This window comes from Pseudomonas sp. Xaverov 259 (assembly GCF_019352915.1).
In the GTDB taxonomy this organism is placed as follows: domain Bacteria; phylum Pseudomonadota; class Gammaproteobacteria; order Pseudomonadales; family Pseudomonadaceae; genus Aquipseudomonas.
This window is the reverse complement of the sequence record NZ_JAAAFV010000001.1, coordinates 1-21,281: the sequence shown is the minus strand read 5'-3', so window position 1 is coordinate 21,281 and position 21,281 is coordinate 1. Positions and strand designations below refer to the sequence as shown.

At 60.4% G+C, this 21,281-nt stretch carries 19 protein-coding genes; 10 read left to right on the top strand and 9 right to left on the bottom strand.

Annotated elements, in window-relative coordinates:
• Positions 1–217 precede the first annotated feature (217 nt).
• The 6 genes from K0H48_RS00100 to K0H48_RS00075 are packed head-to-tail and all read left to right on the top strand — an operon-like array spanning position 218 to position 6,257.
• Entirely contained in the window at positions 218–3,139 is a 2,922-nt protein-coding gene (locus tag K0H48_RS00100) for a monovalent cation/H+ antiporter subunit A (protein WP_219265517.1), read from the top strand.
• Positions 3,139–3,483: a Na+/H+ antiporter subunit C gene (locus K0H48_RS00095; protein WP_003192163.1), complete on the top strand. Its 345-nt coding sequence runs from the start codon at positions 3,139–3,141 to the stop codon at positions 3,481–3,483. The genes K0H48_RS00100 and K0H48_RS00095 overlap by 1 nt, the downstream gene beginning before the upstream one ends.
• On the top strand, positions 3,480–5,162 hold the full coding sequence (locus K0H48_RS00090; RefSeq protein ID WP_219265515.1) for a monovalent cation/H+ antiporter subunit D: 1,683 nt from the start codon (positions 3,480–3,482) through the stop codon (positions 5,160–5,162). Before K0H48_RS00095 ends, K0H48_RS00090 begins: the two co-directional genes overlap by 4 nt.
• Positions 5,159–5,647: a Na+/H+ antiporter subunit E gene (locus tag K0H48_RS00085; protein ID WP_219265512.1), complete on the top strand. Its 489-nt coding sequence runs from the start codon at positions 5,159–5,161 to the stop codon at positions 5,645–5,647. Before K0H48_RS00090 ends, K0H48_RS00085 begins: the two co-directional genes overlap by 4 nt.
• The gene (locus K0H48_RS00080) at positions 5,644–5,922 is read left to right on the top strand and encodes a K+/H+ antiporter subunit F (RefSeq protein ID WP_038846025.1); all 279 of its coding nucleotides are present in this window, start codon (positions 5,644–5,646) and stop codon (positions 5,920–5,922) included. Before K0H48_RS00085 ends, K0H48_RS00080 begins: the two co-directional genes overlap by 4 nt.
• Positions 5,919–6,257, top strand: coding sequence for a Na+/H+ antiporter subunit G (locus K0H48_RS00075; protein ID WP_017137536.1), 339 nt, complete (start codon positions 5,919–5,921; stop codon positions 6,255–6,257). The genes K0H48_RS00080 and K0H48_RS00075 overlap by 4 nt, the downstream gene beginning before the upstream one ends.
• A 126-nt stretch (positions 6,258–6,383) precedes the next feature.
• Here the strand turns inward: K0H48_RS00075 and K0H48_RS00070 are convergent, their stop codons facing one another.
• A complete protein-coding gene (locus K0H48_RS00070) occupies positions 6,384–6,842 on the bottom strand; it encodes an HIT family protein (RefSeq protein WP_219265509.1) in 459 nt (152 codons plus the stop codon).
• Between the two features lie 162 nt (positions 6,843–7,004).
• Here K0H48_RS00070 and K0H48_RS00065 point away from each other — a divergent pair, with 162 nt between their 5' ends.
• On the top strand, positions 7,005–7,757 hold the full coding sequence (locus K0H48_RS00065) for a 3-oxoacyl-ACP reductase family protein (protein ID WP_219265507.1): 753 nt from the start codon (positions 7,005–7,007) through the stop codon (positions 7,755–7,757).
• A 24-nt stretch (positions 7,758–7,781) separates the two neighbouring features.
• Positions 7,782–8,369, top strand: coding sequence for a TetR/AcrR family transcriptional regulator (locus K0H48_RS00060; RefSeq protein ID WP_219265504.1), 588 nt, complete (start codon positions 7,782–7,784; stop codon positions 8,367–8,369).
• On the opposite strand, the gene lepB is transcribed toward K0H48_RS00060, so the two are convergent.
• The 4 genes from lepB to K0H48_RS00035 all read right to left on the bottom strand — a co-directional run bounded on the left by lepB (position 8,370) and on the right by K0H48_RS00035 (position 13,943).
• Positions 8,370–9,038 (bottom strand): signal peptidase I, encoded by a 669-nt coding sequence (gene lepB, locus K0H48_RS00055; RefSeq protein WP_219265501.1) that lies wholly within the window; start codon positions 9,036–9,038, stop codon positions 8,370–8,372.
• Between the two features lie 322 nt (positions 9,039–9,360).
• A complete protein-coding gene (locus K0H48_RS00045; protein ID WP_257626789.1) occupies positions 9,361–10,272 on the bottom strand; it encodes a hypothetical protein in 912 nt (303 codons plus the stop codon).
• 560 nt (positions 10,273–10,832) lie between these two features.
• Positions 10,833–12,221 carry a cysteine--tRNA ligase gene (cysS, locus tag K0H48_RS00040; RefSeq protein ID WP_017134693.1) on the bottom strand — a complete coding sequence of 463 codons (1,389 nt, stop codon included), beginning with the start codon at positions 12,219–12,221 and terminating at the stop codon, positions 10,833–10,835.
• A gap of 21 nt (positions 12,222–12,242) precedes the next feature.
• Positions 12,243–13,943 carry a glutamine--tRNA ligase/YqeY domain fusion protein gene (locus tag K0H48_RS00035; RefSeq protein ID WP_219265495.1) on the bottom strand — a complete coding sequence of 567 codons (1,701 nt, stop codon included), beginning with the start codon at positions 13,941–13,943 and terminating at the stop codon, positions 12,243–12,245.
• 249 nt (positions 13,944–14,192) lie between these two features.
• Between K0H48_RS00035 and K0H48_RS00030 the strand changes: the two genes are divergently transcribed.
• Positions 14,193–14,696 (top strand): peptidylprolyl isomerase, encoded by a 504-nt coding sequence (locus K0H48_RS00030; RefSeq protein ID WP_016977438.1) that lies wholly within the window; start codon positions 14,193–14,195, stop codon positions 14,694–14,696.
• Positions 14,693–15,442 (top strand): UDP-2,3-diacylglucosamine diphosphatase, encoded by a 750-nt coding sequence (gene lpxH / locus K0H48_RS00025; protein ID WP_056858495.1) that lies wholly within the window; start codon positions 14,693–14,695, stop codon positions 15,440–15,442. Before K0H48_RS00030 ends, lpxH begins: the two co-directional genes overlap by 4 nt.
• 154 nt (positions 15,443–15,596) lie before the next feature.
• On the opposite strand, the gene K0H48_RS00020 is transcribed toward lpxH, so the two are convergent.
• Genes K0H48_RS00020 through K0H48_RS00005 form a run of 4 tightly spaced genes read right to left on the bottom strand, consistent with a single transcriptional unit; the run spans position 15,597 to position 20,271 of the window.
• Positions 15,597–17,132 carry a DHA2 family efflux MFS transporter permease subunit gene (locus K0H48_RS00020; protein ID WP_065931059.1) on the bottom strand — a complete coding sequence of 512 codons (1,536 nt, stop codon included), beginning with the start codon at positions 17,130–17,132 and terminating at the stop codon, positions 15,597–15,599.
• Complete coding sequence (locus K0H48_RS00015) at positions 17,132–18,328, bottom strand: efflux RND transporter periplasmic adaptor subunit (protein ID WP_219265492.1); 1,197 nt, start codon at positions 18,326–18,328, stop codon at positions 17,132–17,134. The genes K0H48_RS00020 and K0H48_RS00015 overlap by 1 nt, the downstream gene beginning before the upstream one ends.
• Positions 18,329–18,343: 15 nt before the next feature.
• Positions 18,344–19,801 carry an efflux transporter outer membrane subunit gene (locus K0H48_RS00010; protein WP_219265488.1) on the bottom strand — a complete coding sequence of 486 codons (1,458 nt, stop codon included), beginning with the start codon at positions 19,799–19,801 and terminating at the stop codon, positions 18,344–18,346.
• Positions 19,798–20,271: a MarR family winged helix-turn-helix transcriptional regulator gene (locus K0H48_RS00005; protein ID WP_058421761.1), complete on the bottom strand. Its 474-nt coding sequence runs from the start codon at positions 20,269–20,271 to the stop codon at positions 19,798–19,800. The genes K0H48_RS00010 and K0H48_RS00005 overlap by 4 nt, the downstream gene beginning before the upstream one ends.
• Between the last annotated feature and the right edge of the window lie 1,010 nt (positions 20,272–21,281).

Genomic DNA, 21,281 nt, shown 5'->3' with positions numbered 1-21,281 from the left:
CGCGTCACCCTTGCGCAAGGCACACGGCTGCATAAGCAGTTGGGACGCGGAGCGTCCAGGGCGGCATTCCCACGCAGAGCGTGGGAACGATCAGGCCCGAAACAATGCCAAATGGGGGTTTTCGGCCTACCTTGTAGGATCCTGCCACATCTTGCCGTTTGGTGATCGAGAAAGCGGCACGTATGATGCATCCCAAACTCCCGCAGATTAGAAGCCTATGTCCCTGATAGTTCTACTGCTTCTGCCTTTTATCGGCAGCTGTCTGGCGGCCTTGCTGCCGCATAATGCACGTAACACCGAATCCCTGTTGGCCGGCCTTGTGGCCCTGGTCGGCACCATTCAAGTCGCCCTGCTCTACCCTCAGATCGCCCACGGTGGCGTGATCCGCGAAGAATTCATGTGGTTGCCCAGCCTCGGGCTCAACTTCGTGCTACGCATGGACGGGTTTGCCTGGCTGTTCTCGATGCTGGTGCTGGGCATCGGCACGCTGGTGGCGCTGTATGCGCGTTATTACATGTCGCCGGACGATCCGGTACCGCGCTTCTTTGCGTTTTTCCTGGCGTTTATGGGCGCCATGCTCGGGCTGGTGATCTCCGGCAACCTGATCCAGATCGTGTTCTTCTGGGAACTGACCAGCCTGTTCTCGTTCCTGCTGATCGGCTATTGGCACCACCGCGCCGATGCCAGGCGCGGTGCCTATATGGCACTGATGGTCACCGGCGCCGGCGGCTTGTGCCTGCTGGCAGGCGTGATGCTGCTGGGGCATATCGTCGGCAGCTACGACCTGGACCTGGTGCTGGCGGCGGGCGATCAGATTCGCGCGCATTCGCTGTACCCGGTGATGCTGGCCCTGGTGCTGATCGGCGCCTTGAGCAAGAGCGCACAGTTCCCCTTCCACTTCTGGCTGCCCCACGCCATGGCGGCACCCACGCCCGTATCGGCTTACCTGCACTCGGCGACGATGGTGAAGGCCGGCGTGTTCCTGCTGGCCCGCCTGTGGCCGTCGCTGTCCGGCAGCGAAGAATGGTTCTGGATCGTCGGCGGTGCCGGCGCACTCACCCTTCTCCTCGGCGCCTACTGCGCCATGTTTCAGAATGATCTCAAGGGCCTGCTGGCCTACTCCACCATCAGCCACCTCGGGCTGATCACCCTGCTGCTGGGCCTCAACAGCCCGCTGGCCGCCGTCGCTGCGGTGTTCCATATCCTTAACCACGCCACTTTCAAGGCCTCGCTGTTCATGGCCGCCGGCATCATCGACCACGAAAGCGGAACGCGGGATATCCGCAAGCTCAGTGGCCTGGTACGCCTGATCCCGTTTACCGCGACCCTGGCGATGGTGGCCAGTGCGTCCATGGCCGGTGTGCCGTTGCTCAATGGCTTCCTGTCCAAAGAGATGTTCTTCGCCGAAACCGTGTTTATCTCGGCGACACAGTGGGTAGAAATCGCCCTGCCGCTGATCGCGACCATCGCCGGTACATTCAGCGTGGCCTATGCCCTGCGCTTTACCGTCGATGTGTTCTTCGGCCCGCCCGCGACCGACCTGCCCCACACGCCCCACGAGCCACCGCGCTGGATGCGCGCGCCGGTCGAGCTGCTGGTGTTTACCTGCCTGCTGGTTGGCATCTTCCCGGCCCAGGTGGTCGGTTCGATCCTCGCCGCCGCCGCATTGCCGGTGGTCGGCGGGGTGCTGCCCGAATACAGCCTGGCCATCTGGCACGGCTGGAATGCGCCAATGATCATGAGCCTGGTGGCCATGTCCGGCGGCATCGTGCTGTACCTGCTGCTGCGCAAACAGCTCAAACGTGGCCGTTTCAAATACCCGCCGATCATCAGTTACTTCAACGGCAAGCGCATGTTCGAGCGCAGCCTGGTGGTGATGATGCGCGGCGTGCGCCGTATCGAAAAACGCATCAGCACCAAGCGCCTGCAAACCCAATTGTTCCTGCTGGTGCTGGCGGCGGTGGTTGCCGGGTTGATCCCGATGCTCAACAGCGGCCTCAGCTGGGGCGACCGGCCGAAGATCCCCGGCTCCATCGTGTTCGTGACCCTGTGGGTGCTGGCCATCGCCTGTGCACTGGGCGCCGCCTGGCAAGCCAAGTATCACCGTCTGGCAGCCCTGACCATGGTCAGTGTGTGCGGCATGGTCACCTGTGTGACCTTCGTATGGTTCTCGGCGCCAGACCTGGCCCTGACGCAACTGGTGGTCGAAGTGGTCACCACCGTGTTGATTTTGCTGGGCTTGCGCTGGTTGCCACGGCGGATCGAAGAAGTCTCGCCACTGCCGAGTTCGTTGCGCAAGGCGCGCATCCGTCGCCTGCGTGACTTCCTGCTCTCCACCGTGGTGGGTGGCGGCATGGCGCTGCTCTCCTACGCAATGCTGACCCGCCAGACCCCCAACGATATTTCCTCGTTTTACCTGAGCCGCGCCCTGCCCGAAGGCGGCGGCAGCAACGTGGTGAACGTGATGCTGGTGGACTTCCGGGGCTTTGATACCTTGGGCGAAATCACCGTGCTCGGCGCTGTGGCGCTGACCGTCTACGCCCTGCTGCGCCGCTTCCGCCCTTCCAAAGAGAGCATGGAATTGCCGCCACAACAGCGCCAACTGGCGCCGGACGTGGCTACCGATCTCGTCAACCCGCGACAGGCCAGCGATACCGCCTTGGGCTTTATGATGGTGCCGGCGGTGCTGGTACGCCTGCTGCTACCGATTGCGCTGGTGGTGTCGTTCTACCTGTTCATGCGCGGCCACAACCAGCCGGGCGGCGGTTTCGTCGCGGGGTTGGTGATGTCGGTGGCGTTTATCCTGCAATACATGGTCGCCGGCACCCAATGGGTCGAGGCGCAGATGAGCCTGCGGCCCATGCGCTGGATGGGCTTCGGCCTGCTTTCGGCCACCTTGACCGGGCTCGGCGCGCTGTTTGCTGGCTACCCGTTCCTCACCACCCACACCTGGCACTTCAGCCTGCCGCTGCTGGGCGATATCCACATTGCCAGCGCGTTGTTCTTCGACGTCGGCGTGTACGCCATGGTCGTCGGCTCCACGCTGTTGATGCTCACCGCCCTCGGTCACCAGTCGGTGCGAGCGCATAAACCGAGCAACCAGCCCAAGGCCGTTGCCGTAACCGAAGGAGCCGCCTGATGGAAGAAGTCATCGCAATTGCCATTGGAGTGCTGGCGGCCTCCGGCGTCTGGCTGATCCTGCGCCCACGGACGTTCCAGGTCGTCATGGGCCTGTGCCTGCTGTCGTATGGGGTCAACCTGTTCATCTTCAGCATGGGTAGCCTGTTTATCGGTAAAGAGCCGATCATCAAGGACGGCGTGCCGCAGGACCTGCTCAACTACACCGATCCGCTGCCCCAGGCTTTGGTACTCACGGCCATCGTGATCAGCTTCGCCATGACCGCGTTGTTTCTGGTGGTGCTGCTGGCCTCCCGTGGGCTGACCGGCACTGACCATGTGGACGGTCGGGAGCCAAAGGAATGACGTGGATGAATCAAATGATCGTCGCGCCGATCCTGCTGCCATTGCTGACCGCCGCGCTGATGCTGATGCTCGGCGAAAAACGCCGCCCGTTGAAAGCCAAGATTAATCTGTTCTCCAGCATCATCGGCCTGGGTGTCGCCATCCTGCTGCTGTACTGGACGCAACAAGGCGGCCCCGGCTCGATTGGCGTGTACCTGCCGGGCAACTGGCAGGTGCCCTTCGGCATTGTGCTGGTGGTGGACCAACTGTCGGCGATGATGCTGGTACTCACCGGCATTATCGGCGTGAGCGCGCTGCTGTTCGCCATGGCCCGCTGGGACCGCGCCGGTACCAGTTTCCATGCGCTGTTCCAGATCCAGCTGATGGGTTTGTACGGTGCATTCCTGACGGCGGACCTGTTCAACCTGTTCGTGTTCTTCGAGGTGCTGCTGGCGGCGTCCTACGGCTTGATGCTGCACGGTTCCGGCCGCGCGCGGGTGTCGTCGGGGCTGCATTACATTGCCATCAACCTGTTGGCGTCGTCGCTGTTCCTGATTGGCGCGGCGATGATCTACGGGGTCACCGGCACGCTGAACTTTGCTGACCTGGCGCTGAAAATCCCGCTGGTGCCGGAAGCCGATCGCGGCCTGTTGCACGCTGGCGCAGCGATCCTCGCCACTGCCTTCCTGGCCAAGGCCGGCATGTGGCCACTGAACTTCTGGCTCGCACCCGCCTACTCCTCGGCCAGCGCGCCGGTGGCGGCGATGTTTGCGATCATGACCAAGGTCGGCGTGTACACCGTGCTGCGCCTGTGGACCTTGCTGTTCTCCGGGCAAGCCGGTGCATCGGCGCTGTTTGGCGGCGACTGGCTGGTGTACGGCGGCATGGCGACCATCGTCTGCGCGGCGCTGGCCATGGTGGCCGCGCAGCGCCTGGAGCGGATGGCCAGCCTGAGTATTCTGGTGTCGGCCGGGATCCTGCTGTCGTCGGTAGGCTTTGCCCAGCCAAGCCTGACCGCCGGGGCATTGTTCTATCTGGTCAGCTCGACCCTCGCACTGAGCGCGCTGTTCCTGCTGGCCGAGTTGATCGAGCGTTCGCGCTCGGCCAATGACCTGCCGCTGGATGAAGAAATCGATGCGCTGCCCAAGGCCATGGAGTCGTTGCACCCACGCCCCGGCGTCAACCTGGATGATGAGCAGAAAGCCGTGGTCGGCCAGGTGATCCCCTGGACCATGGCCTTCCTGGGTTTGAGCTTTATCGCCTGCGCACTGCTGATTATCGGCATGCCACCGTTGTCCGGGTTTATCGGCAAGCTCAGCCTGTTGAGCGCGCTGGTCAACCCAATGGGCCTGGGTAACGCGGTGGATGAGCCGATCCGCCCGGCGGCCTGGGGTTTGGTGGCGCTGTTGATCTTGTCGGGCCTGGCATCGCTGATCGCCTTCGCCCGCCTGGGCATCCAGCGCTTCTGGACACCGGAGGAGCGCCCATCGCCGCTGCTGCGCCGCTACGAGTGTGTGCCGATCTTCTTCTTGCTCGGCCTGAGCATTCTTCTGACCTTCAAGGCTGAACCGTTGATGCGCTACACCCAGGCCACCGCCGACAGCCTGAATAACCCTGAGCACTACGTGATGGCGGTGATGGCCACGCGTCCGGTACTGAGCCCTGAATCCAAATCCGCCGCCCTGGAGGTGCAGCCATGAAGCGCCTGTTCCCTGCCCCGTGGTTGTCGCTGGCATTGTGGGTGCTGTGGCTGGTGCTGAACCTATCGGTCAGCCCAGGCAACCTGTTGCTGGGCGCGGTGCTGGGCTTTCTCGCGCCGCTGCTGATGGCGCCACTGCGCCCGCTACCGGTGCGCATTCGTCGCCCCGGGGTCATCATCCGCCTGTTCTTCGTGGTGGGCCGCGACGTGATCGTCTCCAATCTGCACGTGGCCTGGGGCGTACTGACTTGCGGATCGCGCCCGCCGCGCTCACGTTTTATCAAAATCCCGCTCGACCTGCGTGACCCCAACGGCCTGGCCGTACTGTCGATGATCACCAGCGTGACGCCTGGCACAGTCTGGTCGGAACTGGCCCTGGACCGCAGCATCCTGTTGCTGCACGTATTCGATCTGGACGATGAAGCGCCGTTTATCGAGCACTTCAAAGCCGTCTACGAGCGGCCCCTGATGGAGATCTTCGAATGAGCGCCCTGCTCTCCAATGCGATCCTGTTAAGCCTGTTCCTTTTCTCGCTGGCGATGGTGCTGACCCTGGTGCGCCTGTTCAAAGGCCCGTCCGCGCAAGACCGGGTTCTGGCGCTGGACTACCTGTACATCCTGGCGATGTTGATGATGCTGGTGCTCGGCATTCGTTATGCCAGTGACACCTACTTTGAAGCGGCGCTGCTGATTGCGCTGTTTGGCTTTGTCGGGTCATTCGCCCTGGCGAAATTCCTGCTGCGTGGTGAGGTGATTGAATGATGCCGCTCTGGGTTGAAGTGATCGTGGCCGTGTTGCTGGTGCTCAGCAGCCTGTTTGCGCTGATTGGTGCCATTGGGTTGTTGCGCATGAAGGACTTCTTCCAGCGCATGCACCCACCGGCATTGGCCTCCACGCTGGGTGCCTGGTGCGTGGCATTGGCATCGATTATCTATTTTTCGGTGCTCAAGTCCGGGCCAGTGCTGCACGGCTGGTTGATTCCGATTTTGTTGGCAATCACGGTGCCGGTGACCACGTTGCTATTGGCGCGCACGGCGCTGTTTCGCAAGCGCATGGCCGGCGATGATGTGCCCGCCGAGGTCAGCAGCCGTCGCTGATTGATAAAGCGAATACGATCAAACTGTGGGAGCTGGCTTGCCTGCGATAGCGGTGTATCAGTCAATGTTACTGTGACTGATAGGCCGCTATCGCAGGCAAGCCAGCTCCCACATTTGGGTTTTGCGTCAGGTAAACAAGCGGATGTGCGCCGCCAATTTCGCCAACTCCTCATCATCAGCCCGCACAAAATCGTGGGATGAGATGTAACCCTCATAAGCCTCAAAGAACTTGTCCACTCTGGAGCTGATGGGCTTGAACGCACTGTCCTGCCCTGTGCCATGCATGGGAAACAGCTTCGCGTGCAGATGGTCGACGCCATAGCCTTCCAGCATCATCCCGGTGCGCGCCACGTCGGGAAACGCCCGATCAATCAGCAGTGCGGTCTTCTTGGTCGCCACAATCAGCGCGGACAACACCGCATCCGTCTGCGCGAACGCGTAGCTGCCGTAATGCTGCTTGGGGATCACTACGCTGAAACCTGGCGTGTTGGGGAAGATCGACAGGAACGCCATATGCTGTTCGTCTTCCCACAGGATATGGGCCGGGGACGTCTTGCGGACAACGCTGCAAAAAATACAATCCATTCAAATCACCGTCAGTTTCAGTGTGCGAGCCAAGCCTGCAAAGGTAAGGCAAAAATGTCGCAGCGCAGTTAAAGATTAAATAATCCATAAATGACTTGGCAGCGCCGTGAGCAGTTGATACGGTTTAATGGATTTTTTAATCCACTAAAAACAGGCACACCCATGACCGCTCATCTCGCACGCTTCACCAACAAAATCGCCCTGGTTACCGGCGGTTCCCGTGGCATCGGCGAAGCCATCGTGCGGCGCCTGGCGGCTGAAGGCGCAGCAGTGGCCTTCACCTACGCCGCGTCTTCTGACAAGGCGCAAGCCCTGGTCGGCCAGATCCAGAGCCAAGGCGGCACAGCTCTGGCTATTCAGGCGGACAGCGCCGATGTGGCGGCGATTGCCCGGGCCGTGACGACCACCGTTGCGCATTTCGGCGCGCTGAATATCCTGGTCAACAATGCCGGGATCTTGCAGCTCGGCAGCGTCGATGAGTTCAGCATGGAAGACTTCGACCGCATGTTCGCCGTGAATGTACGCGCGACGTTCGCCGCCGCGAAATCCGCGTCAGCCGTGATGCGCAGTGGCGACAGGATCATCAGCGTAGGCAGTGTGGTAGCGCAGCGCTCGGCCTTCCCGGGCTCCAGCGTCTACAGCATGACGAAGGCGGCGATCGCCGGTATGATCCGCGGCCTGGCGATTGATTTTGCCCCGCGCGGCATTACCGTCAACAACGTCCAGCCCGGCCCGACCAGCACGGACATGAACCCGGCCGATGCGCCGCATGCCGACTTGATCAAAAGCCTGGTGCCCTTGGGCCGCGTGGGCACCACTGACGAAATCGCCGGCATGGTCGCCTACCTCGCGTCCGAAGAAGCTGCCTTTGTGACCGGCGCCAGCCTGAGCATCGACGGTGGCTACCTGGCCTGACCCTTCACTTTACAGAGGTACCCCATGGCAAGACCCCGAGCCTTCGACCGCGACCAGGTGCTGCAACACGCCATCCGCGTGTTCTGCGACAAGGGTTTTGCCGCCGCCTCAACCGAGGAACTGATGCAGGCCATGGGGCTCAGCCGCCAGAGCATGTATAACACCTTTGGCGACAAACGCCAGTTGTACCTGCAGGCCATGGCCGAGTATCAGCGCACGGGCGTCGACGACCTGATCGAGCGCCTGGGCCAAGGCCCGACACCGCTGCAAAGCCTGCACGACACCCTGAACTCCTTCGCCACCCGCGCCCTTCGCGAAGGCACTGCTGGGTGCATGGGCGTCAATGCGATCTGCGAATTCGGCCAGGAGGATGAGCAAATCAATCAGCTTACTGCCAACAGCGCCGAGCGTTTGCGCCGTGCATTCGAACAAACCTTGGGGCGTGCACAGCAACAGGGCGAGCTTGCGCCGGGCATCGATCTGCCGGGCGCCTGCGATTTCCTGATGGCCACCCTCAGCGGCATGAAGATCGCCGGCAAGGGCGGCGCTACCGTCGAGCAATTGGCTAACATTGCGGGGTTCGCAATTCGCGCACTGGGCACCAGCGCGTAATTACAGGATCTGCGCCCCGAACCGGTTCAAGCGCGGCATCCAATGATCGAGTATCTCAGCTGAGGCCAGCACATGATGCGCGTGCCCGATCAGCAAGCGGCGTGGCACAAAGCCGATGTAGCGCGAATCATCGCTGTTATCGCGGTTGTCTCCGAGCATGAAATAACTGTCGGCCGGCACAGTGACCGGGCCGAAATTTCGCAGTGCCCGAACCGTGGGCATGAACTGAATGCTGCGTTTACTGTTGCTCGCAAGCTCGGTCAGCTTGATACCCGGCACGCTTTGGCCTGGCACTAGCGGCTCGCTGATGTCCTGGCCATCACTGTAGGTGGCGGGTGTGCCGTTAACCCACAGCACCTCATCTTTCATTTCCAGGGTATCGCCGGGAATGCCGACGATGCGTTTGATTAAACGCATGCCGTCCTTGGGTGACGAGAAAGTCACCACATCGCCGCGTTTAGGGTCATCCAGCTTGGCCAGGGAAATATCCGTAAGCGGCAACTTGAGGTCATACGCCACGCGGTTGACCAGTACCACATCGCCCTCAAGCAACGTGGGGCGCATCGACCCGGAGGGGATCGGGTTCCAGTCGGCCAGCGAGGTACGGAACACGCCGAAGCACAGCCAGAAAAGGATGACGTAACGGTAGCCGCTCAACCAACTTCGCATACAGCCTCGCACTATAGAGGGGCACCGGCGGCTGCCAGAGAGCCCAGGGTAACATTTGGCAATACTCGCTTATTACACCCGTGGATTAAATTAATATTAGCGTTACAGCCCGCAATCAAAGGCCTATAAGAAAGGAGAGTCGCTCCCCATGGAAATCAAATGCTCGGTCTTTATCGCGGCCAGCGTCGACGGATTTATTGCGCGGCCAGACGGCGAAAACGGCTTTGTTCAGAGTCGGTATCAGGTCACCGCCGAGCATTGAGATTCAAGTGCCCACGCTCGGCAGTTTTCGGCAGGAGTATTGATCCGGCCCAATCACCTATCAGACCAAAGCCAATGCATTAGCATAGATATGAGTGGGCGGATGGCCGCCTTGCGCCCCCCACTTTTCCTCCCTGCCATTAATCACTGCCATGGAGTGACCTGTCATCAAACCATTGATTGGAACGCCATGTGTGACAACACCCAGCTGCCCACGCCCCAAGGTCCTAACATCTGTGACTCGGATGTGAGCGGACAAGCCCAGACGCCGCAACCCATCTCTACGATCGCTATCACCATCATTAATGCTGTAAAGCGCGGCGTCAAAACTCCTGCTGGCGTAACCATCGTTGTTTTCCCATTGTGCTCGTTTGGCACTCGCGGCATACAAAAAGCAAGCATCGGCCAGCATCGCCGAATCAGTGCCTTTAAAATCCGATCTTTGGGCTGCCGTTGCTAATTCGCTCTTGGACAGGTGGAGCCTGAAGCCATCGCGCATCACCACGTCATAGCCATCACCCGTTAGTTTCACTTGGTTGAAAATATCGGTGGGTTTCTGACCAAACCTCATCATCGCCGCTTTTATGGCCGCAACCGTGATGCAGTTCCCGTCCTTCCCTTGGCTGAAACCACTCCAGATATTACCGGGTCCACTGCCTGCGCTGGGCTTTCTTCCCGGATGACTCTTAGAGGTGTAATAGTCATAAGATTCCCTACTCTGAATGGGTGTCTGGTTGTTCACGCGCTGCTGATTGCGAAGCCCAGCTCTGTTGGCAGACTGGGGATAACGCAGGGAACGCCTTGTGTTGGGCAACGAGGAATCACCCGCATCTGGAAACTGTTGCTGCATAGACTGACCAACAGCAGCCTTGGCCTCTACGTAGTGGCCGAGGGTCTGGATCAACTTGTTGAGATTGTTCTTGAAGGTGCCGTCACCCGTCCTTTCCCGGATCACCCTCAACCGGTCAATCAAACTCGAGGCCGTTTGGGCCTTGGACCCTGGCGCCGCTCTAAGCCACTCATCAACCTGTTGTCTCACCGCAGCAACATCAGCCGCAGACGCGGTAGATACTGAATTCGGTCGCATGCCGTTCTGAGCATAAAGGCCGCTCCCACCCACTGGCCCTGTTACCCCTGGATTCCACATCTACGACTCTCCCGACTAATGGATTGAAAAGCCCATAAGGCTGCAACCTCTCATTGGTTAGTCGGACGCCGAAAGTTCCATATTTTAAGTAGGCTTACTGCCCCGCCATCACCCACTTTTTTCCGGCAATTGGAGCAGACGCTGGCTCGTTCCTAGCCCAATGCAGGGAAAAATCCAACAACAGCGGGTATGCAGAGCGAGCACGGTAGAATGTGGGAGCGGGCTTGCTCGCGAAGACGGCGTGCCAGTCAATACATCTTTAACTGATCCACCGCATTCGCGAGCAAGCCCGCTCCCACATTTGGATTGAGTAGGCCGCTGAAATAACACCCCCGCAAAAAAACGCCCCGAACCAGTCGGGGCGTTTTTCATTCAGCGTTTACTAATCAAGCCTGATCAGCCAACCGCCACGTCGTCCCGCCCTTGCCGTCTTCCAACACCACACCCATCGCGGTGAGTTGGTCACGGATACGGTCGGACTCCGCCCAGTCTTTACCAGCACGGGCAGCCAGACGCGCTTGAATCAACGCATCAACTTCAGCCGCGTCCACACGCCCTTCGGCGCCGGCTTGCAGGAAGTCATCGGCTTCCATTTGCAGCACGCCGAGCACGCTGGCCAGCTCTTTCAGGCGCGCAGCAAGACCAGCCGCTGCATCGAGATCGCTCTCACGCAGGCGGTTGATCTCGCGCACCATCTCGAACAGCACCGCGCAGGCTTCCGGCGTGCCGAAGTCGTCGTTCATCACTTCGGTAAAGCGCGCCACGAAGGCTTCGCCGCCGGCCGGCGCCACGGCTGGCAGGCCTTTCAACGCGTGGTAGAAACGCTCCAGGGCGCCTTTGGCGTCCTTGAGGTTGTCTTCCGAGTAGTTGATGGCGCTGCGGTAGTGGCTCGACACCAGCAGGTAACGCACCACTTCCGGGTGATACTTTTCCAGCACGTCGCGGATGGTGAAGAAGTTGTTCAAGGACTTGGACATCTTCTCGCCATTGATGCGGATCATGCCGCAATGCATCCAGGCGTTGGCGTAGGTTTTGCCGGTGGCGGCTTCGCTTTGGGCGATTTCGTTTTCGTGGTGCGGGAACTCAAGGTCGCTGCCGCCGCCATGAATGTCGAAGGTCTCGCCCAGGCAGCAGGTGGACATCACCGAGCATTCGATGTGCCAGCCCGGACGCCCGGCGCCCCACGGCGACTCCCAGCTCGGCTCGCCGGGCTTGGTGCCTTTCCACAGCACAAAATCCAGCGGGTCTTGCTTGGCTTCGTCGACTTCGATACGTGCGCCGATGCGCAGGTCTTCGATTTTCTTGCGCGACAGCTTGCCATAGCCCATGAACTTGGCGACGCGGTAGTACACGTCGCCATTGCCTGGGGCGTAGGCGTAACCCTTGTCGATCAGGGTCTGGATCATGCTCAGCATGCCCGGAATGTGGTCCGTGGCACGCGGTTCCATGTCCGGCTTGAGGATGTTCAGGCGCGCCTCATCCTCGTGCATCGCGGTGATCATGCGCTCGGTCAGCACATCGAACGGCTCGCCGTTCTCGCGCGCCCGGTTGATGATCTTGTCTTCGATGTCGGTGATGTTGCGCACATAGGTCAAGTCATAGCCGCTGAAACGCAACCAGCGGGTCACCAGGTCGAAGGCAACCATGCTGCGGCCGTGGCCGATGTGGCAGTAGTCGTACACGGTCATGCCGCACACGTACATGCGCACCTTGTTGCCATCCAGCGGCTTGAAGACTTCTTTGGTCTTGCTGAGTGTGTTGTAGATCGTTAGCACGACATTTCCCTTAAGACAGAATCACTGGCCCCACGAATCACGCAAGGTCACGGTACGGTTGAATACCGGCGCACCAGGTTTCGAGTCCTTGATATCCGCGCAGAAGTAACCTTCGCGCTCGAACTGGAAACGGTCTTCCGGCTGTGCGTCGCCAAGCGATGGCTCGGCACGACAACCCGTGAGAACTTGCAGGGAGTCAGGGTTGATGTTGTCGAGGAAGCTGGCGCTGTCTTCAGCCTTCTCAGGGTTCGGCGAACGGAACAGACGATCGTACAGGCGCACTTCGCACTCGATGCTGGCGGCGGCCGGCACCCAGTGGACCACGCCCTTGACCTTGCGGCCTTCAGGGTTCTTGCCCAGGGTTTCCGGGTCGTAGGAGCAACGCAGTTCGACGATGTTGCCATCGGCGTCCTTGATCGCTTCGTCGGCACGGATCACGTAGCTGCCGCGCAGGCGCACTTCGCCGTTCGGCTCCAGGCGCTTGTAGCCTTTTGGCGGCTCTTCCATGAAATCATCACGGTCAATGTAGATTTCACGCGCGAACGGCAGCTTGCGCACGCCGAGTTCTTCTTTTTGCGGGTGACGTGGCAGTTCGAGGTTATCGACCTTGTCTTCCGGGTAGTTGGTGATCACGACTTTCAACGGGCGCAATACGCACATGGCGCGCGGCGCGTTGGCGTCCAGATCCTGACGGATGCTGAACTCGAGCATGCCGTAATCGACCACACCGTCGGAGCGGTTGGTGCCGACCATGTCGCAGAAGCTGCGGATCGATGCCGGGGTGTAGCCACGGCGGCGGAAGCCCGACAGGGTGGACATGCGCGGGTCATCCCAGCCGTGCACGTGCTTTTCGTCCACCAGTTGCTTGAGCTTGCGCTTGCTGGTGATGGTGTAGTTCAGGTTCAGGCGGCTGAATTCGTACTGACGCGGGTGCGCCGGTACTGGCAGGCTGTCGAGGAACCATTCATACAGCGGGCGATGGCTCTCGAACTCCAGGGTGCAGATGGAGTGGGTGATGCCTTCGATGGCGTCCGACTGACCGTGGGTAAAGTCGTAGTTCGGGTAGATGCACCACTTGTCACCGGTCTGGTGGTGATGGGCGTGGCGGATGCGGTACATGATCGGGTCGCGCAGGTTCATGTTCGGCGAGGCCATGTCGATCTTGGCACGCAGCACACGGGCGCCGTCCGGGAATTCACCAGCGCGCATGCGGTTGAACCAGTCGAGGTTCTCTTCAACCGAACGGTCGCGGAACGGGCTGTTCTTGCCCGGCTCGGTCAGGCTGCCACGGTATTCCTTGGCCTGCTCGGGGGTCAGGTCGTCGACGTAGGCCTTGCCGGCCTTGATCAGCTCGACGGCCCAGTCGAACAACTGGTCGAAATACTTGGACGCATAGCGCACTTCACCGGACCATTCGAAGCCCAGCCACTTGATGTCGCTTTCGATCGCGTCGATGTATTCCTGGTCTTCCTTGGCCGGGTTGGTATCGTCGAAACGCAGGTGCGTGACGCCACCGAACTCCTGGGCCAGGCCGAAGTTCACACAGATCGACTTGGCGTGACCGATGTGCAGGTAGCCGTTGGGCTCTGGCGGGAAGCGGGTGACGATCTGCGTGTGCTTGCCCGAATCCAGGTCCGCCTGGATGATCGGGCGCAGGAAATTGACCGGGACGGCAGGTCCGGCCTTGGAATTCGAGGTAGGGTCGACAGTGGGCTTGCTCATAGGATCCTTGAACAGACAGGTTCGTGGCCGGTTGGGGCCAGATAAAACAAAGGCGATATCATAGCCGATGCTGTCAAGTACCTGACAGAGCAGCACCGAAAACTGCTGCATTTAATGCACCGGCGGTAAAAAACCACCTCGAAATTCCTGCCGGGCACGCTAAACTGCCCGCCTTGGCACACATTTAGCCAAACCGGTAGCGGCGCCTTGGCGTCCAAACCCACGAATTCCCTGAAAAGAGTAGTGAACATGACTCAAGTCAAACTGACCACCAACCACGGTGACATCGTCATCGAGCTGAACGCCGAGAAAGCGCCGATCACCGTCGCCAACTTCATCGAGTACGTGAACGCCGGCCACTACGAAAACACTGTTTTCCACCGTGTCATCGGTAACTTCATGGTCCAGGGCGGCGGTTTCGAGCCGGGCATGAAAGAAAAGAAGGACAAGCGCCCAAGCATCCAGAACGAAGCGGACAACGGCCTCTCCAACGACAAGTACACCGTCGCTATGGCCCGTACCATGGAGCCGCATTCGGCCTCCGCGCAGTTCTTCATCAACGTGGCCGACAACGCCTTCCTCAACCACAGCGGCAAGAACGTGCAGGGTTGGGGCTACGCGGTATTCGGCAAAGTCACCGAAGGCCAGGACGTCGTTGACAAGATCAAAGGCGTGCAGACCACCGGTAAAGCCGGTCACCAGGACGTTCCGGTAGAAGACGTAATCGTCGAGAAAGCCGAGATCGTTGGGTGATATTACTGATTTCAGATTTGCATCTGGAAGAGGAGCGCCCGGACATCACCCGGGCGTTTCTGGATCTGCTCCACGGCCGCGCCCGTGGCGCCCAGGCGTTGTACATTCTGGGGGACTTTTTTGAAGCCTGGCTTGGCGACGATGGGATGACACCCTTCCAACGTTCGATTTGCGCAGCATTGCGCGAGCTGAGCGACAGCGGCACCCCGATTTTTATCATGCATGGCAACCGTGATTTCCTGATCGGCAAGGCGTTCTGCAAAGCAGCAGGCGCTACCTTGCTCAAGGACCCGAGTGTCGTGCAGTTTTACGGCGAGCCCGTGCTGTTGATGCACGGCGACAGCCTTTGCACCCGCGACGTCGGCTACATGAAGCTGCGGCGCATTCTGCGCAACCCGATTGTTTTGTTCATTCTGCGGCATCTGCCCTTGCGCACCCGCCACAAGCTGGCGCGCAAGCTGCGCAGCGAGAGCCGTGCGCAAACGCGCATGAAGGCCAACGACATTGTGGATGTGACGCCCGAGGAAGTCCCACGGGTGATGCAGCAGTTCGGCGTGCGCACCCTGGTCCACGGCCATACGCACCGCCCCGCCATTCATAAGTTGCAGATTGGTGACCAGGCGGCCAAGCGCATTGTGCTGGGCGATTGGGACAAGCAGGGTTGGGCGTTGCAGGTGGATGAGCAAGGGTTTGCGCTGGCGGCGTTTGACTTTGTAAACCCGCAGCTGGCGTTGCCCGGCGCATAACTTTCAAACACCCCCGCTCCAATGTGAACCGAGATCCAAATGTGGGAGCGGGCTTGCTCGCGAAGGCGGCGTGTCAGTCAACTCAGGTATCGACTGAACCACCGCTTTCGCGAGCAAGCCCGCTCCCACATTTTTGACCGCGTACAACTTCAGATCAGTGCCCCGAAGCCTCCGGCCCGGCCTTCGCGCCAAACGGCGGCTTGGCCAACCACACCAGCAACATCAAGCCCATGAACATCCACCCCAGCAACGTGAAGTAATCCACGGTGGACATCATGTACGCCTGGCTGGTGAGGATCTGGTCCAGCTGCGCATAGGCCTTGTGCCCTGCCCCGCCGAGCGCCTGCAAGGCATCACGGGTGGCCGAGTCGTAGGTGGTCATGTTCTCGCTCATGTACGCGTGGTGCTGGTCAGCGCGGCGAATCCAGATCCAGGTGGTCAGCGACGCCGCAAAGCTGCCGCCCAAGGTCCGCAGGAAGGTCGCAAGACCCGCGCCGTCGGCGATTTGCGCCGGCGGCAAGTCGGACATCAGGATGCTCAAGGTCGGCATGAAGAACAACGCCACGCCGATCCCCATGAACAACTGCACCAAAGCGATGTGGGTGAAATCCACCTCATTAGTAAAGCCTGCACGCATAAAGCAGCTCAAGCCAATCGCCAGGAACGCCAGGCCCGCCAGCAAACGCAGGTCGAACTTGTTCGCGTACTTGCCCACAAACGGCGACATCAGCACCGGCAAAATACCGATCGGCGCGACCGCCAGACCGGCCCAGGTGGCGGTGTAGCCCATCTGGGTTTGCAGCCATTGTGGCAGGATCAGGTTGATCCCGAAGAAGCCCGCGTAACCCAAAATCAACACGATGGTGCCGATGCGGAAGTTGCGATAGGCAAACAGCCGCAGGTTGACCACCGGGTGCTTGTCGGTCAGTTCCCAGATGATGAACACCGCCAAAGCAACCACAGAAATCGCCGCACCGATGATGATGAAGTTGGACTCAAACCAGTCCAAGTCATTGCCCTTGTCGAGGATGATCTGCAACGCGCCGACACCGACGATCAAGCTCAGCAAGCCGACGTAATCCATCGGCTGGTGACTGGTGACCACCGGGCGTTTCTTCAGTTGCGAACGCACCACCATCACCGCAAAAATGCCGATGGGCACGTTGATAAAGAAGATCCACGGCCAGCTGTAGCTGTCGGTAATCCAGCCGCCGAGGATGGGCCCGGCAATCGGCGCCACCACCGTGACCATCGCCAGCAACGCCAGGGCCATGCCGCGCCTGGCCGGTGGGTAAACCGCGATCAGCAACGTCTGCGTCATCGGGTACAACGGCCCGGCAACCAGGCCTTGCAGCACCCGAAAGCCAATCAACTCGGGCATCGAGGTGGAAATACCACAGAGGAACGACGCCAGCACAAACAGAATGGTCGCCCACAAAAACAGCTTCACCTCGCCAAACCGGCGGCTCAGCCAGCCGGTGAGCGGCAAGGCAATCGCGTTGCTCACCGCAAACGAGGTGATCACCCAGGTGCCCTGCTCCGAACTCACGCCCAGGTTGCCGGAAATGGTCGGCAACGCCACGTTGGCGATGGTGGTGTCGAGCACCTGCATAAAAGTCGCCAGCGACAGGCCAATCGTGGCCATCAGCAAGCTGGGCGGCGTAAAGGACGCGGGGGCGTTAGCGCTCATCAGCGTTGCACAGCCTTGGGTGCGGCGAGGCTGTTGTCATGGATCAGCTGCGTGATCATGGCATCGGCTTCGGCCAGTTGGCGGTCATACACGTTGGTGGTGAACGAGGCCTTTTGCGGTGCCTGTTGCGCCAGCACCGGGCCGCTCTGGTCGTGCAGGTTGACGTTGACCACAGTGCTCAAGCCTACCCGCAGCGGGTTCTTGGCCAGCTCATCAGCGTTAATATGGATGCGCACCGGTACGCGTTGCACGATCTTGATCCAGTTACCGGTGGCGTTCTGCGCAGGCAGCAGGGCAAAGGCACTGCCGGTGCCGGCGCCGAGGCTGTCGACGGTGCCGCTGAATTTCACGTCACTGCCATAGATGTCCGCTTCGATGTCCACCGGCTGGCCAATGCGCATATCGCGCAGCTGGGTTTCCTTGAAGTTGGCGTCGATCCACAACTGGTCCAGCGGGATCACCGCCATCAACGCGGTGCCGGGCTGCACGCGCTGGCCCAGCTGCACGGTGCGCTTAGCCACATAGCCGGTGACCGGTGCGATCAAGGTGCTGCGCGCGTTGGTCAGGTAGGCCTGACGCAGTTGCGCGGCGGCGGCTTGCACGTCTGGATGGGACGAAATCACCGTGTCATCCACCAAGGCATTAGTGGTTTTCAGTTGCTGCTCAAGGTTGGTCAGGGCGTTTTTGGCGGCGGTCAGGCTGTCACGCGCATGGGACAGCTCTTCCTGGGAGATCGCACCGCCCTGGGCCAGGGTCTTACGCCGGTTGAAGTTATCCTGGGCGGTTTGCACGTCAGCTTTCTGTGCGTTGACCTGGGCTTTCATGCCGTCGACATTGCTGTACAGACCGCGTACCTGGCGCACGGTGCGCGCCAGGTTGGCCTGGGCACTTTGCAGGCCGACGGCGGCGTCATTCGGGTCGAAGTTGATCAGCACCTGGCCCTCATGGACCAGGTCGCCGTCGTCGGCGCCGATGCTGACCACAGTGCCGGTGACCAGCGGGGTAATTTCTACCACGTTGCCGTTCACATAGGCGTCGTCGGTGCTTTCATTGAAGCGCCCGTAGAACTCATACCAGCCCCACACGCCGACTACGCCAAGAATGACGATCAGCGCCAGGCCGATCAGCATGACTTTGCGTTTGCGCGGGTTGTTATCGGGTTTTTCAGTTGCGTTGCTGTTTTCGGCAGTGGCCATGACAAATACCTCAAATTATTCCGTACGGGTGGCGGGGCTGGTCGTGGTCGCGGCCACGTTATCGGCGTTGAATCCGCCACCCAGGGCTTGCATCAATTGAATCGACAGATCGATCTGCGCGGCATTCAGGGTCGCCAGCTGGCGCTGGGCCTGCAGCAATTGCTGCTCGATGCTGAGCACATCCAGGTAGTTACCGATGCCGGAGCTGTAACGCTGCACGCCGGTGTCGTAAGACTGCTGGGCGATGTCCGCAGCGTGTTGCTGCGCCTGGATCTGCCGCCCGGTTTCGCGCAGTTGCATCAGGGTGTTGCCGATATCGCCCAAGGCTTGCACCAGGGTTTTGTTGTACTGGGCCACGGCCAGGTCGTAATCGGCGTCGCGAGCATCGAGGTCGGCACGCAAGCGGCCACCGTCGAAGATCGGCAACGAGATGGTCGGCGCAATGCTGAAGAAGCGGCTGGCCGAGCCAAACATCGCGTCACCGAGCAACGACTCGGCCCCGGCGCTCGCGCTGAGGTTGAGGTTGGGGTAGAAGCGGGTTTTGCTCGCGGCCACGTTCTTGCTCGCGGCCTCGACACGCCAGCGTGCGGCGATCAGGTCCGGGCGACGGCCCAGCAGTTCGGCCGGCAAGACCGAAGGCACGGCGACGGCGCTGGGTTTCAGCACATTCGGGCGGCTCAGCTCGCCGCCACGGTCCGGGCCTTTGCCGAGCAATACGGCCAGGGCGATCTTGGCGCTTTGCAGCTGTTTTTCGGCATCGATCAGTTGCGACTGGGAGCTGGCTTCCAGGCTTTCGGTCTGCTGGTACTGGTACTCACTGTCGATACCGGAGCTGAGGCGACGTTTGCTCAGGTCGAGCATCTGGCGGGTGCGCTTGAGGTCATCGTTGGCCAGGTCACGCACGATATGCGCCTGGCCCAAGTCGCTGTAAGCCTTGGCCACGTTGGCCGCCAGGGTCAAGCGAGCAGCTTGCTGGTCGACTTCGGCGGCACGCGCCTGGCCCAACGCGGCTTCCCAGGCGGCGCGCTGGCCACCCCAGAGGTCGAAGTTGTAGTTGAAGCTGGCGCCGATGTTGCGCACGGTGGCATAGGCATCGCCCTGCCCGCGCGGGTCCTGGTCCTTGGCCAGGCGCGAACGGCTCACGCCGGCACTGGCATCCAGGGTGGGCATGCGTTCGGCGTCGGCGGCATAGGCGGCAGCTTCAGCCTGGTGCGCACGCGCGCTGGCCACTTGCATATCGGGGCTATTTTGCAGGGCTTCATGGATCAGGCCGTCGAGCTGTGGGTCGCCGAGGCTTTTCCACCAGTCGGCGGTCGGCCAGGCGGCCGTGGAAAGGGTCACGCCGCTCAAGGATTTGCCGGTTTGCAAGGTGTTGGCGTCGAGACGTTGGCCCTGGGTGTCGAGGCCGCTGAAGTTGGCACAACCGGCCATGCTCATCGCCACCAGCACCAGGCTGAGTGCACGCGTTTTCATTGATTACCTACCCGCTGGATGACGATGGCGTCACCGGCAGCTACCAGAATTTTCTTGAGGATTCTTTCCAGGGTTTCCAACTCACCAGGCTCCAGGGCACCGGCCAGTTCATTCATCGACTGCGCGCCGATGTGCGGCAACATGTCGGCCAGGCGCTGGCCGTCTTCGGTGAGCACCAACTGCACTTGCCGCCGGTCCTGTTCGGAACGCTTGCGCGCCAGCAGGCCCTTTTGCTCCAGACGGTCGAGCATGCGGGTCATGGAGCCGCTGTCCAGGGACAGGTTGCGGCACAGCTCCGCCGGGGTGTCGACGTCGAACTGGGCAATGATGATCAACACCTTGAACTGCGCGGCGGTGACGCCGTGGGGTTCCATATGGGTGTCGATAATGCGGTCCTTGAGCAGCGCCGCCCGGCCCAGCAACAGGCCGAGGTGGCAGTTGCGAAAGCTGTCAGGGGTGTAGTGGGTCATCGAAAGTCACCTTATTACTGCCTAGGCAGTGAATGTATGACAAGATGTTACTGCTTAGGCAGCAAATGTCAAATGGAATTATTAGCTTGCTTGGTAATTTGGCGACAGGTGGGCTTGAAACACAAACAACTGTGGGAGCTGGGTTGCCCGCGATAGCGGTGGGGCTGGGTGGTCGGGGGGCATATCCGTTGCTGCGGTAACGGCGGCTTAGGGTTCCGCCCTGACGGCGGGTCACTTTTTGAAGGACCAAAAAGGTAACCAAAAAGTCCTCGCCCCAACACTCGGTGCCTCGCTGTGGCTCGGCATGCCCGCAATCCGACAGTGATTTGGGGGGCCGCCGCCACGCGCCATCCATGGCGCGGGGCGGCTAAACCGGCATCCCTGCCGGTTTACCCCCCAAATCACTGTCAGATTCCGGCCATCGTGTTTGACGGGGCGATTTCAGATCAAGATCAAAAGCGCAGATCAAAAGACCGCTGACTTCGTCATCGAAAAGGATGTAAGGGCCGGAGCAACAGCAACAGCAACAGCAACAGCAACAGCAACAGCAAAGCCATACTAGGTCTAATGTGGGAGCTGGCTTGTCGAATCGTCGCACCGCTGCGATGGCATCAACTCGGTGTGTCTGATGTACCGAGGTGCCTGCATCGCAGGCAAGCCAGCTCCCACAGAAAAGCAGATATTCAGTGCATGCAAATCCGCAGCCGACATCATTTTCAAAGCTGCATGCGGTCAACTGTGGGAGCGGGCTTGCTCGCGAATGCGGTGTATCAGTGACAGATAAATTGACTGACCCACCGCATTCGCGAGCAAGCCCGCTCCCACATTTAGACCGAGTTGCATCAGGTAGATAGGCTTTTGCTTCGCACTTGATCTGGCTCTTGCTTCAACCACTCAGGTCGGCTTTCAGGCCGCCGTGCTGTAGATCTTGATCTTGATTTTGATCTCAGACGCCCCGTCAACCACGATGGCCGAACGCAGGCTTGAATCCGTGGGTAACCCGGCAGGAC